The sequence below is a fragment of the Variovorax sp. N23 genome (assembly GCF_025486315.1).
Classification (GTDB): domain Bacteria; phylum Pseudomonadota; class Gammaproteobacteria; order Burkholderiales; family Burkholderiaceae_C; genus Variovorax.
Map to the genome: position 1 here is coordinate 133678 of NZ_JAOOPY010000011.1, position 12917 is coordinate 146594.

12 protein-coding genes are annotated in these 12917 nt (G+C 68.0%); 3 read left to right on the forward strand and 9 right to left on the reverse strand.

Features of this window, described 5'->3' with window-relative positions:
- Position 1: 1 nt before the first annotated feature.
- The 8 genes from N8A90_RS17280 to metC all read right to left on the reverse strand — a co-directional run bounded on the left by N8A90_RS17280 (position 2) and on the right by metC (position 8290).
- On the reverse strand, positions 2–991 hold the full coding sequence (locus N8A90_RS17280) for a branched-chain amino acid ABC transporter permease (protein ID WP_262076211.1): 990 nt from the start codon (positions 989–991) through the stop codon (positions 2–4).
- 20 nt (positions 992–1011) lie between these two features.
- Positions 1012–1926 (reverse strand): branched-chain amino acid ABC transporter permease, encoded by a 915-nt coding sequence (locus tag N8A90_RS17285; protein WP_262076212.1) that lies wholly within the window; start codon positions 1924–1926, stop codon positions 1012–1014.
- A gap of 13 nt (positions 1927–1939) precedes the next feature.
- On the reverse strand, positions 1940–3067 hold the full coding sequence (locus tag N8A90_RS17290; RefSeq protein WP_262076213.1) for an ABC transporter substrate-binding protein: 1128 nt from the start codon (positions 3065–3067) through the stop codon (positions 1940–1942).
- Positions 3068–3098: 31 nt separating this feature from the next.
- On the reverse strand, positions 3099–3695 hold the full coding sequence (locus N8A90_RS17295; RefSeq protein WP_262076214.1) for a peroxidase-related enzyme: 597 nt from the start codon (positions 3693–3695) through the stop codon (positions 3099–3101).
- On the reverse strand, positions 3692–4207 hold the full coding sequence (locus N8A90_RS17300) for a CMD domain-containing protein (RefSeq protein WP_262076215.1): 516 nt from the start codon (positions 4205–4207) through the stop codon (positions 3692–3694). Before N8A90_RS17300 ends, N8A90_RS17295 begins: the two co-directional genes overlap by 4 nt.
- Before the next feature lie 44 nt (positions 4208–4251).
- Positions 4252–5685, reverse strand: coding sequence for an NAD(P)-binding domain-containing protein (locus tag N8A90_RS17305; protein ID WP_410087698.1), 1434 nt, complete (start codon positions 5683–5685; stop codon positions 4252–4254).
- Positions 5686–5709: 24 nt separating this feature from the next.
- Complete coding sequence (locus N8A90_RS17310; RefSeq protein WP_262076217.1) at positions 5710–6711, reverse strand: Bug family tripartite tricarboxylate transporter substrate binding protein; 1002 nt, start codon at positions 6709–6711, stop codon at positions 5710–5712.
- 406 nt (positions 6712–7117) lie between these two features.
- A complete protein-coding gene (metC, locus tag N8A90_RS17315; protein ID WP_262076218.1) occupies positions 7118–8290 on the reverse strand; it encodes a cystathionine beta-lyase in 1173 nt (390 codons plus the stop codon).
- 143 nt (positions 8291–8433) lie between these two features.
- Between metC and N8A90_RS17320 the strand changes: the two genes are divergently transcribed.
- The 3 genes from N8A90_RS17320 to N8A90_RS17330 all read left to right on the forward strand — a co-directional run bounded on the left by N8A90_RS17320 (position 8434) and on the right by N8A90_RS17330 (position 12056).
- Positions 8434–8892 (forward strand): Lrp/AsnC family transcriptional regulator, encoded by a 459-nt coding sequence (locus tag N8A90_RS17320; RefSeq protein WP_262076219.1) that lies wholly within the window; start codon positions 8434–8436, stop codon positions 8890–8892.
- Between the two features lie 119 nt (positions 8893–9011).
- Positions 9012–9893, forward strand: coding sequence for a DUF3014 domain-containing protein (locus tag N8A90_RS17325; RefSeq protein WP_262076220.1), 882 nt, complete (start codon positions 9012–9014; stop codon positions 9891–9893).
- Between the two features lie 156 nt (positions 9894–10049).
- Positions 10050–12056, forward strand: coding sequence for a putative bifunctional diguanylate cyclase/phosphodiesterase (locus N8A90_RS17330; RefSeq protein WP_262076221.1), 2007 nt, complete (start codon positions 10050–10052; stop codon positions 12054–12056).
- A 40-nt stretch (positions 12057–12096) separates the two neighbouring features.
- Here the strand turns inward: N8A90_RS17330 and N8A90_RS17335 are convergent, their stop codons facing one another.
- Positions 12097–12882 (reverse strand): SDR family oxidoreductase, encoded by a 786-nt coding sequence (locus N8A90_RS17335; protein ID WP_262076222.1) that lies wholly within the window; start codon positions 12880–12882, stop codon positions 12097–12099.
- Positions 12883–12917: the final 35 nt, after the last annotated feature.

Consider the following 12917-nt stretch of genomic DNA (forward strand, 5'->3'; position numbering starts at 1 on the left):
CTCAGCGCCAGCCCAGTGTGTCGGACGTTCGCCAGGCCGCGCCGAAGCGCTTGCGCACCAGCTCGATGGCCGACACCTCGCCGAACAGGCCCTTGGGCCGGAACATGATCGACAGGAACATCACCAGGCCGACCACGATCATGCGGAAGTCGCCGATCGGGCGCATCAGCTCGGGCAGGCCGATCAGCAGCGCCGCGCCGATGATGGCGCCCGGCAGGCTGCCCAGGCCGCCGACCACGATCATCGAGATGATCAGGATCGACTCCGAGAAGCGGAAGTCGGCCGGCGACACGTAGCCGGTGCTGTGCGCCCACAGCGCACCGGCCACGCCAGCGAAGAAGCAGGAGAAGCCGAAGACCTGGACCTTGAGCCGCACCACGTTCAGGCCCATGGCCTCGGCGCACTGGTCGTCCTCCCGCACCGCACGCAGCGCGTTGCCGAAGTACGAATGCGACAGCCGGTGCACCACGGCCACGGTGGCCGCCAGGCACAGGGCCGTGACCAGGTAGGCCGCCAGGTCGCTGTTGGCCGGCAGGCCCGGCAGGCCGAGCGACGGGATGCCCGTGATGCCCATCGGCCCGCGCGTGAAGCCGACCCAGTTGAGCAGCGTGACGTGGATGATCTCGCCCACGCCCAGCGTGGCGACCGCGAAGTAGATGCCGACCAGCCGCATGGTGGGCAGCGCCAGCAGAATGCCCGCGCAGGCGGTGACGATGCCGGCCACCGGAATCGTCAGCCACACCGGCCAGTGCAGTGCGGTTCCCAGCAGCGCCGCCGTGTACGCGCCGATACCGTAGAAGGCCGCATGGCCCAGCGACAGCAGACCGGTGGTGCCGGTGATGAGGTTGGCGCTGAGCGTGAGGATCGAGAACACGCAGATGGTGGTCGCGATGCGGAAGACGTAGCCGCCGCCGGCCGCGAGGCCGACGGCCGGCACCGCCAGCAGCAGCACCGCCAGCAGCGCGAACGTGAGGGTTCGGGGGTATGTCATATCGGTCGTGCCTTCGCTCGTCAGGCGCGTTCGCGCCCGCCGCCGAACAGGCCGGTCGGGAAGAAGACGAGCGTGATCAGGAGGAACAGGTAGGCGACCATGTCGCCCCAGCCCTGCGCGACGAAGGTGGTGGTCAGCGCCTCGGCCATGCCCAGGATCAACGCGCACACCACGGCGCCGCCGATCGAGCTGAGCCCGCCCATCACCATCGCGACGAAGGCCTTCACGCCCGGCGTGAAGCCCATCGACGGAAAGATCGAGCCCTGGTACAGGCCCACGACCAGGCCCGCCACCGCGCCCATCATCGAGCCGATGACGAAGGTCGCGACGATGGTGCGCTCGGTGTTGAGGCCGACATACATCGCGCCCATCGGGTTGTTCGCCACGGCGCGGATCGACAGGCCGATGCGCGTGCGGAACAGCAGGAAGTACAGGCCCGCGAGCATCACGACCGACAGGCCGAAGATCACGAACTGGCCACTGGAGAAGGAGATCGGGCCGATCTCGATCGGCGTCATCAGCAGGTAGTCCTGCGGAATGGTCTGCATGCTGGCGCCGAAGAACTTCTCGACCAGTTCGCGGATGACGATGGAGAGCGCCAGCGACGACAGCAGCGTCGCCTCGCGGATGGCCTTCGACTTGAGCGAGGCCTCGTCGCGGAAGCGGCGGAAGGGGCGGAAGGCGATCCGTTCGAGGCTGAAGCCCAGCGCCGCGCCCACCGCCAGCACGAACAGCAGTACCGCGAACAGCGGCGGCGCCGTGCTCGTGATGAACAACAGGCCGGCGTAGGCGCCCAGCATGTAGATCTCGCCGTGGGCGAAATTCACGACGTTGAGCACGCCGAAGATCAGCGTGAAGCCGATCGCCATCAGCGCGTAGACCAGGCCGAGGCTCAGGCCGTTGGCGAGCTGCTGGACCAGGAAGGCATCGAACATGCGGGCCCGCGTCTTACTTGGCGACGACCGTGAAGGCGCCCGCGCTCACTTCCATGCGCGTGAGGCCCTTCGACGGCTCGCGCGTCTTCGGGTCGAAGGTGGTGTCGCCGGTCACGCCCGGGAAGCCCTTGGTGGCGGCGAGCGCGTCGCGCACCTTCTGGCGCGTGGGGTTGGGGCCGGCCGCGACGATGGCGTCGAGCATGATGTTGGTGGCGTCGAAAGCCTGCGCGGCGAACATGCTGGGTTCGGCGCTGTAGTGCTTCTTGTAGTCGTCGACGAAGGCCTTGACCTTCGGGGCCGGGTTGCTCGCCACGAAGGTGGTCGGGAACTTCACGCCGTTGGCGCTCGGGCCGGCCAGCTCGATGAGCTTGGGCGCGTACATCGACGAGGCGCCGTAGATGGGGGTCTTCACGCCCAGCTGCGTGCGCTGCTGCAGGAAGGACGCCCCTTCCTCGTAGAACATGAACATCACGATCGCATCGGGCTTGTCGCGGCTCTGCTTGGTGATGATCGAGCGGAAGTCGCGGTTGCCCGGGTTGAAGAACTCGGTGCTGGTGATCTGCGTGCCCGCCGCCTTGGCGGCATCGGTGAAGGCCTTGACGGCGCTCAGGCCCCAGTCGTTCTGGATGGCGACCACCGCGTACTTCTTCAGGCCGTTCTCGGCGAGCCACCTGGCGATGAAGGGCGACTCGATCTCCATCGTCGTGATGTTGCGGAACTGCCAGTCGCTGATCTTCAGGAAATCGGGGTGCGACGCCGTCTGCGACAGCTGCGGCACCTTCTGCTGCGCGTACACCTGGCCTGCGGCCATCGACACGGTGGAGTTGAAGTCGCCCAGCACGCCGACGATGGCCGGGTCGTCGGAGAACTTCTTGGCGATGTTCACGCCTTCCTTGGCGTCGCTCTTGCTGTCTTCGTAGCGGATTTCGACCGTGCTGCCCTTGAGCTTGCCGGACTTGTTGAAGTCTTCCAGCGCGAGGGTGGCCGAGTTCTTGAACAGCGTGCCGTACTGCGAGTTGTCGCCCGACAGCGGCAACTGGTAGCCGATCACGATCTTGTTCTGCGCCAGGGCGGCCGAGGCGGCGAGGCCCAGTGCGGCGGCCAGCAGGGTGGGCAAGGCGGTGCGGAGGATGGCGTTCATGGGAGCTTCCGGTGAGAAAGAGGAAAGGGGGTCAGGCGGTGGCTGGCGCGGGGAAGATCGGCTCACCCAGGTTCAGCATCAGGCGGTTGGCCCAGGCGAACAGCGCGACGGAATGGACCAGGTCGAGCACCTCGATGTCGGTCAGGCCGACGGCCTTGAGCGCCTGCACATGCGTGGCCGACAGCGCATCGGGCCGCAGCGTGAGTTCGGCCGAGAACTGGACGATGGCCTTCTCGCGCTCCGTCGTGCCGGCGGTGGAGGGGTCCTCGAAGACCTGCTCGATCACGTCGCGGCGCTTGGCCAGCTGCTCGAAGCGCTGCGCATGCACCGAGGTGCAGTACACGCAGCCGTTGATGCGCGATTCGACCGTGGCGCCCAGCTCGCGCTCGGCGCGCGGCATGCCGCCGGGCGCGAACATGATGGCGTTGAAGGCGATGGAGCGCTGCAGCAGGATCTCGGGCTGGTGCGCCAGCAGCAGGAAGTAGGCCGACTGCTTGGCGGTCGGGCTCATCTCGTCGAGTGCGGCGATCTGTTCGGGCGTGGCGTCTTCCAGCTTGACGGTGTCGAGCCAGGATTCCCAGTCCAGCACCTCGTTGGTGAAGCCGTTGATGTTGATCACGCCGTTCATTGCTTCACCTCCGCAGCCGCCATGGCCTTCAGGCCCGCGACGACGCGCACCTGGTAGGACAGGAAGGCGATCAATTGCGCCAGCGCGACGATGGCCGGCGTGGAGATGCCGGCCTTCACCAGCGTCTGCACCGCGTCGCGGTCGCCCTCGATCGGGCGTTCGATCAGTTTGGTGGTGAAGCCGAGCATGGCGACGATGCGCGCATCGTCGATGACCGCGATGCGGCCGGCCTCGACGGCCGCGATCAGCGCGGCGTCGGCCTTCTCGGCGACCAGGCGCTCACGGTAGTGCGCGGCCAGGCTGTCGGCCTTCGACAGGCGGCAGGCGTGGAAGGCCGTCAGCAGGCGCTCGACCACCGAGATGCCTTCGATCCCGGGCGTGAAGAGGCCTTCGTAGCTGCCTTGCGTGGCGGCCACGACCTTGGTGCGCTGGTGGCGCACGGCGTGCGTCGCCTGCGACGGTGCGAGGGGCACGGCGTGATCGATCACGTCGATGGGGGATGAACTCGTCATGTGTTTCTCGGAAAGGTTCGTCGTCGAAAGAAGTGCAGGTGCGTTCAGGCGGGCGTCCACTCGTTGCCGAGCAGTTCCGGCTCGTCGTAGGCCTCGAGCCGCGCGAAGTGGTGGTCGAAGTCTTCGCGGTAGAACAGGCTGGCGATCCCGTTGGCCAGGCGGCGGGCGCCGTCGCTGATGGCCGGGATGTCGCCCGACACCGCGCCGTGCGAGAGCGTGGCCGGGTAGCAGAAGCAGTGGATGCGGTCGAGCCCGGGGCAGGCGCCGGCGGTCTTTTCCTGCAGCTCGAAGACGGGGCCGAGGTCGGGCGAATCGGAAAGCTCCGCGTCCTCGGCGCCCGGCGCAGGGGCGAAGCGGTCTTTCCAGGCGCGCACATGCGGCGCGATGGCGGCGTACTCGCTGCGCAGACTCCAGTCGATCTTGAAGCCGGTCGACACGATGAGGAAGTCGAAGGCGAACTCACCCTTGGGCGTGCGCACGCGCATGGCCTGGCCGTCGCGCTCGACCGCCAGCACCGGGCAGCCGAAGTTGAAGCGCGCATTCGGGTGGCGCGACACGCGCAGCGTGCTGCCGTGCGGCGGCGGCACGTTGGCCGCGTTGATGTAGTGCCGCAGCCGCCACTTGAGGTCATCGGGCAGGTCGAAGTGGCCCTGCGTCAGGCCGGGTACGCCGGCGCCCTTGGACTTGTTGATGCGCGGCAGGTCGTCGCGGCGGATCAGCAGGTCGACGCTCTTCGCGCCGATCTCGAGCGCGGTGGCGGCGCTGTCCATGGCCGACGAGCCGGCACCGATCACGCCCACGCGCAGCCCTTCGAGCTGGCCGTAGTCCATCACGTCCGACGAATGCGCCCACTGCGTGCGCTCGAGCGTCTGCACGAAAGCCGGCACGGCCGGACCGCCCAGGCCGTCGCGCCCGGTGGCGAGCACCACGCGGCGTGCCAGCACGCGCGAATCGCCGGCCAGCGTCTGCAGCGCCAGCAGCACCTTGCCGTCGGCGCGCGGCGTGACGGCGGTGATGGCGGTGTCGTTGCGCACGTCGACCGCCATCACGCGGCGGTACCAGCGCAGGTAGTCCATCCATTGCAGGCGCGGGATCTTGTCGAGCTGCGTCCAGGCGTCGGCGCCGAACTGCGCCTCGAACCAGGCGCGGAAGGTGAGCGCGGCCAGGCCCAGCGCGGGGCCGGTGAGCTCCTTGGGCGAGCGCAGCGTTTCCATGCGCGCGGTGGTGGCCCAGGGGCCTTCGAAGTCGAGCGGCGCCCGGTCGAAGACCACCGCGTGGATGCCCTGCTGCGCCAGCGCGGAGGCGGCCGCCAGACCGGCCTGGCCGGCACCGATGATGGCGACGTCGAGCACCGGCACGCCGTCTTCGGCGGCCTGCTGCGGCATCCAGTCGCGGGCCGGCCAGCCCAGGCATTCGAGGTCCTTGGCCAGGCGCTGCTCGAGCGCGGCCAGCCCGGGTGCGGTAGGGGAGAGTTCCATGGTCATGAGGTGTGCGGCTTCAGGTCAATCGATGCTGATGTTCGCCGCCTTGGCCACCTCGGCCCACTTCACGCGGTTGTCGTGCACCGTCTTCCTGAACTGGGCCGGCGACTCGATGCGCACCGTGTTGCCTTGCGCCTCGAACTTGGCGCGCAGTTCCTTGTCGTCGAGCACCGTCCTGAGGGCGCCGTTGAGCTTGTCGACGATCTTCGGGTCGGTGCCCTTGGGCGCGAACACCGCGAACCAGATCGAGCTGTCGAAACCCTTCGTGCCCGGCAGGCCGCTCGAGGCGATGGTCGGCACTTCCTTCACGGCGGCCACCGGCGCGGCGGTCGTCACGCCCAGCAGGCGGACCTTGCCGGCCTTGTACTGCGGCAGCACGGTCTGCACCTGATTCATGATGCAGCAGGTCTCGCCCTTGACCACCGAGGCGATCGCTTCGGGGCCGCCCTTGTAGGGCACGTGCGTCATCTGCAGGCCCAGGCGCGAATTGAACTCCGCGAAGGCCATGTGCGTGCCCGCGCCGTTGCCGGTGGAGGCGTAGTTGTACTTGCCGGGGTTGGCCTTCACCAGGTCGACGAACTCCTTGAGGGTCGTCACGTTCATCACCTCGGGGTTGATGGTGAGCACGTTCGACACGTCGAGCACCGGCGCCACGGCGACGAAGTCGTCCTCCACGTCGAAGGGCAGCTTCTTGTAGAGCGCCGCGTTGCTGCCGTGCGTGGCCGCAGTGCCGAAGACCAGCGTGTAGCCATCGGCCTTGGCGCGCGCGACGTACTCGCTGGCGATGTTGCCGGCCGCACCGGACTTGTAGTCGATGATGACCGGCTGGCCGAGCTGCCTGGCCAGCGGCTCCTGGATGGCGCGTGCCACGACGTCGACGCCGGAACCCGCAGGGAAGCCCATGATCAGCGTGACGGGCTTGGTCGGCCATTCGTCCGCGGCGGCAGGCGCCGCATGGACGAAGAGGGAAAGCGCCGCCGAGAGCAGGGCGATGGTGCGGCTGGAGCGGAGGGAAGGGGTCATGCGGTCCTCGTTGGAAGGGGATGGCTTGTCAAGGCAATGTCCATGCCAAGTAGTAATTTATCAACAAGAGTTCGGTGATCGTTAGATATAAGTTTTCGCCATATCGATATAACGAGAAAAATATTTCCAATGGAAGCCGGGGCGGGGATTGTGCGCGAACAACGTTTGCCCCGCTGGCGGCCGCGGCGACAAAAATTTCCCAGCGCCTTCCGCGCGCCGTCGTGCCCCGGCATCGCGAACAGCATCATGGCGCGAACAGGTGGCGCCTGAAAAGGGTGCGCCCCGCGCTGCGGCATGCACGATTCGATGCACCTCGATACGCCGCCGGCTGGCGGCGCGCCATGCAAACGGCCCGCACGAGGCGGGCCGATGGACGCAGCATGCGGGCGCCCACGGCGCCGCCGTATCAGACGTGTCGCTGCATGCGGTCGAGTGCCGACTGCATGTCGCGCATCAGATCGTTGCACGACTCCAGCCCGGCATGGATGCGCAGCAGGGGCCCTTCGAGCGCCCACGGCCGGACGGCACGCGTGGGTGCGTCGACCGGCAGCGCCAGGCTTTCGTAGCCACCCCACGAGAGGCCGATGCCGAAGAGCTCGAGGCTGTCGAAGAACACGCCCAGCGCCTCGCGGCCGACCGGCTTCAGCGCGACGCCGAAGAGCCCGCTCGCACCCCGGAAGTCGCGGCGCCACAGCGCATGGCCGGCATCGCCGGGCAGGGCCGGATGCAGCACCTGCGCCACCATCGGATGGCGCGCCATGCTCTCGGCCAGCAGCACGCCGTTCTCCCAGTGTCGGTGCAGGCGCACCGACAGGCTGCGCAGGCCGCGCAGCGCCAGATAGAGGTCGTCCGGACCGGCCGTCTGGCCGAAGTCGTGGGCGGTCTGTTGCAGCAGTGCCCAGGCGCGCTCGTTGGCGGTGGCCGCGCCGAGCAGCGCGTCGGAGTGGCCGACGATGTACTTCGTCGCGGCCTGCACCGAGATGTCCACGCCGTGATCGAAGGGCTTGAAGAACAGCGGCGTGGCCCAGGTGTTGTCCATGACGACGAAGGCGTCGACCTTGTGCGCCTCTTCGGCGATGGCGGGGATGTCCTGCACCTCGAAGGTGGTGGAGCCGGGCGACTCGACGAACACCACGCGCGTGGACGGCCGGATCTGCCGGCGGATCTCGCCGCCCGCGAGCGGGTCGAAGAATTCGACGTCGATGCCGAAGCGCGTGAGCACCGTCGTGGCGAAGCTGCGTGTGGGGCCATAGACGCTGTCGCTGATCAAGGCGTGGTCACCCGGTTTGAGCAAGGCGAGCAGGCTGTGCGTGCAGGCCGCGAGGCCGGAGGGAAACACGATGGAGCGGTAGCCGCCTTCGAGTTCCGCGAGCGCGGTTTCGAGCGCGCGCGTGGTGGGCGTGCCGAAGCGGCCGTACGACGCATAGGGGTTGCCGGGGAGCTTGCGCGACTCCCACTCGGTGAGCGAATTCGACAGGATGGTCGAACCACGGAACACGGGCGTGTTGACCATGCCGCCGTGGCTGGAGGGGTCGCGCCCGGTGCGTACCAGGACGGTTTCGGAATCGAAGGAAGTCAACGGACCGGTCTTTCAGGAGAAGCTGTGGCGGTGGTCCAGTCTAGAAAGGACGGCGTGGTTTCTTTTGCTGAAATTTGCCTCATCGATCCCTCATCGAGCAAAATTCTCCTCAACTGGGCATCAATATTGGATTTGGATACTCCATGGACAAGATCGACAAGGCAATCCTCGAACTGCTGCAGGTCAATGCGAGCGCCTCGCTGCAGGAGATCAGCGAGCAGGTGAGCCTGTCGGCCACGCCGTGCTGGCGTCGCATCCAGCGGCTCGAGCGCGAGGGTTACATCCGCCAGCGCGTGGCGCTGCTCGACCCCGACAAGCTCAACGTGGGCGTGACGGTGTTCGTCGCCATCCGCACCAGCCAGCACAACGAGAAGTGGTTCAAGCGCTTCAGCGCCGTGGTCGCGGCCATCCCGCAGATCGTGGAGTTCTATCGCATGAGCGGCGACGACGACTACCTGCTGCGGGTCGTGGTGCCCGACATCAAGGCCTACGATGCGGTCTACAAGCGGTTGATCCGCGAGGTCGAACTGTCGGACGTGAGTTCCAGCTTCGCCATGGAGCAGATCAAGTACACGACCGCGTTGCCGCTCGACTACGCTTGAAAGCATGCGCTGGCAGTGCGGACCGAGCCTGGACATTCACATGAGGTTACGGCGCACGAGGGCGCATGGTTTCCAATGGAGGGCCGCGCCGTCACGGCGCCCGAAAGGAAGTTGCACCCATGTCCGAGCGTGAACCCGATTTCCGGCCCGGCCGACAGTCCTCCGTAACGGCTGTCGTCGTGCTGGTCCTGATCGCCATCGCCGCCGGGGCGGGCTGGTGGTACTGGTCGCAGCGCAACGCGGCGGCCCCCCTGCCACCATCGTCGGCCACCGCGCCGGCCGTCCCCGATGCGCCGCCGCCCGCGCCGCCGGTCGCGGCCACGGGCCCGCAGAACCCGGTCGACGCGCTCGCCGAACCCGACGCGGTGCTGCCGGCGCTGGGCGATTCGGACGCCCAGGCCAAGAAGGCACTGACCGATCTGCTGGGTGCTCAGCGCGTCGCCACGCTGCTCAACGTCGACGGCTTCGTGCGGCGCGTGGTCGCCACGATCGACAACCTGCCGCGTGCCCAGGCGCCATCGCGGATGTGGCCGATGCAGCCGGCGCCGGAGCGCTTCACGGTCGACGGCGGCGCGGAGCGCACGACCATCGGCCAGGCGAACGCGACGCGCTACGCCGCCTTCACGCGCATGATCGAGGCGGTCGACGCCGAACGCGCGGCGTCGCTCTACGCGCGCTTCTACCCGCTGTTCCAGCAGGCCTATGAAGAGCTCGGCTACCCGGGCCGCTACTTCAACGACCGACTGGTGGCCGTCATCGATCACCTGCTCGACGCACCGGAGCCCACCGGCCCGGTGGCGGTGCACCTGACCGAGGTGCGCGGCGAGTTCACGGCCGAGCGGCCCTGGACCCGCTACGAATACGCCGACCCGGCCCTGGAGTCGATGTCGAGCGGCCAGAAGCTGATGGTGCGCGTCGGCCTGGCGAACGAACGCATGCTCAAGGCCAAGCTGCGAGCGTTCCGCGCGCAGGTGGCGACCGGCGGGCTGGCCAAGCGCTGATCGACGCCTCCCTCGCTTGCGAGGGGCGTGCTTTTTGACGCGCGGATGCGGCCGACGCGGCGCCGCAGGAATCGCTCTGTACACTCCCGCGGGTCCCCGGACTCGCGCACCGCGCGGTGCCGGAGCGGGTTTCCCTTCTCCTTCATGAGCCACCGCGTGCCTTCCTCGACGCCCATCGCCTCGGCAGATTCCGCAGTCCTGGCACGCATGGTGCATGTCGACCAGCTGGTGTCGGTGCGGCGCAGCGTGTTGGCAGGCATGCCCATCAGCATCGTGCTGAGCCTGACCGCGACGCTGGTGGCCATCAAGTCGGGGCGACCGGTCATCGGGCTCGGCTGGTTGATGCTGCAGCTGCTGGTGAGCGGGGTGCGCATCATCGCGAGCCGGCGTCTCCTCGAGCGCGCGGTGGCCACGATGGCGCGGGACGGCGATATCGGCCAGGCCAACGCCCATTGGGTCGAGCGGCAGTTGCGGTGGACAGCCATCGCCGCTGGCGTCTCGGGCTGCGTGTGGGCCCTGGTGCCATTCCTGTGCGACGGCTATACCTCGCCGGAGACGGTGTTCTACCTGACGATCGTCTGCGGCACCTGCGCGGGCGCCGTGACCTACGGCGGCGCCTATGCGCCGGCGCCGCTGAGCTTCATCGTGCCGACGCTGCTGTCGGTCATGGTGTCGCTGGTGATCGCCGGCGGCTTCCAGAACGTCAGCCTGGCGGCCATGGTGCTGCTGTACCTCCTCGGCCTCACGCGCGGCGTGCTGGTCAGCGAGAAAGCCTTTCGCACCGGCAGCCGGATCAGGAACGAAGCGACCGAGCTGGCTGCGCGGCTGCACCGGGCGCACCAGTCGTTGCAGGCGTCGACCCAGGCGCTGGCGTACCGCGCGTCGCACGACTTCCTGACCGGGCTGTGCAACCGCGAGGGCTTCACCCAGGCCGTCGCGGCCCGCCTGGCTGTGCGTTCCCGGCAGGCGCACTGCCTGATGCTGCTCGACCTGGACGGCTTCAAGACCGTCAACGATGTCTTCGGCCACAAGGTCGGCGACCGCGTCCTGGAGGACGTGGCCCGCTGGCTGACGAACGAACTCGATGGCCTGGACGCTGTGGCGGGCCGTTGGGGCGGCGACGAGTTCGCCATCCTGTTCAGCATGGAAGCCGGCATGAAGACGCCGGAGATGCTGGCCGAGGCGCTGATCCGCGCCATCCCCTTCGCCACCTCGCATTACGGCGGCCATCTGGGCGTGAGCATCGGCGTCCTGAAATTCCAGACGGCGGACGCGCTGGAATTCACCGACATGATCAGCGTCGTCGACGAGGCGCTCTACGAAGCCAAGCGGGCCGGCCGCAACCGCTATCAGGTGGTCGACGAGGCGCTGAACCTGCAACTGGCCACACGCCGCGAAGTGGAGCGCGACCTGCTGGGGGCGATCCAGTCGCGCAGCATCGAACTCTGGTACCAGCCGATCATGGATGTCCGGAACGGACGCATCCACAGCCTGGAGGCGCTGATTCGCTGGAAGCATCCCCGGCACGGCCGCATTTCGCCCGAGCATGTGGTGTTCGCGGCGGCGAGCACCGGCATCGCCGAGAACCTGCTGCGCTACATCCTGGACGAAATCTGCCGGGGCATGGAACAGCTGGATGCGCCCGGTTCGCCCCTGGCCGGCGTGCCGGTCGCCATGAACGTGTCGCCGCGCGAAATGGCCCAGCTGGCGGTCGACGAGATCGTGCTGGGTACGCTGGCGGCGCGCGGCATCGCCACCTGCCGGCTGCAGCTCGAGATCACCGAAGAGATCGCCCTCGACACCCACGCCACGCGCGGCCGTCTGAGCACGTTGTCGGCCGCGGGCGTGGCGATCGCGGTCGACGACTTCGGCGTGGGCTACTCGTCGCTGGCCTCGCTGCGCAGCGACTACGTGCGACAGGTCAAGATCGACCGCAGCTTCATCGACGGGCTGGAAACCTCGCCCGGCAACGCGGTGCTGGTCAATTCGATCGTGCAGCTGGGCAACTCGCTCGACATCCTCGTCGTGGCCGAGGGCGTCGAAACCAGGGCCGAGCTGGAAGTGCTGACCCTGCTGGATTGCCGGCTGGTGCAGGGCTACCTGTTCGCGCGGCCGGCACCGCTGCCCGAGGTCATCGCCTGGGCGGCCGGCCGGCCGGTCTGACGGCGCGCTGCCGTCAGCGGCTGTGGCGGCTGTCGCGACTTCAGCGGCGCTGCAGCTCGCTGCCGCCGATGTAGATGCGGTTGTGCACCGGCGCGATCACCAGCTCGTTGATGCACACATGCGGCGGCATCTCGGCGATGAAGCGGATGGTGCGGCCCATGTCCTCTTCCTGCAGCATCAGCGCCTTGTCCTCGGCGCTCGGCTCCACCGGGCGCTTCTTCAGGATCGGCGTGGCGACCTCGCCCGGGCACACCGCCGTGGCCCGCAACCCATGCACGCACTGCTCGATGTTGAAGTTGTGCGTCATCGCGATCAGGCCGGCCTTGCTCGCCACGTAGGCCGGACCGGTGAGGTAGCTCTGGTGCCAGCCGGCGAAGGACGCGATGTTGATCACCGTGCCGCGGCGTCGGGCCTGCATGCCCTTGAGCACGGCCAGCGTGCAGAAGGTCGCACCGTTGAGGTTGATGTTGACCACCTTGGCGAAGGTGTCGCCGTCGGTCTCGCTCCAGAAGCGCTTGGGGAAGTTGACGCCGGCGCTGTTGACCAGGATGTCGACGCCGCCGTGCATCGCCTCGATGGCGGCGGCCACGGTGTCGACCGCGGGGCGGTCACCGACATCGAGTGCCATCGCCGTGATGCGGCCCGCAGGCGCACCCTTGGCCTCGGCCTCGACGATCGCCGCGTCGAGCTTGGCCGCTTCGCGCCCGGAGATGACGACCCGGCAACCGGCCTTCGCCAGGTCGATGGCACCGGCCAGCCCGATGCCACTGCCGCCGCCCGTGACCCAGGCGATCTGTCCGTCGAGGGGCTGCTTCGTCTCGTTCATCGATGTCTCTCCTTCGTATGGGGAAGCATCGATTG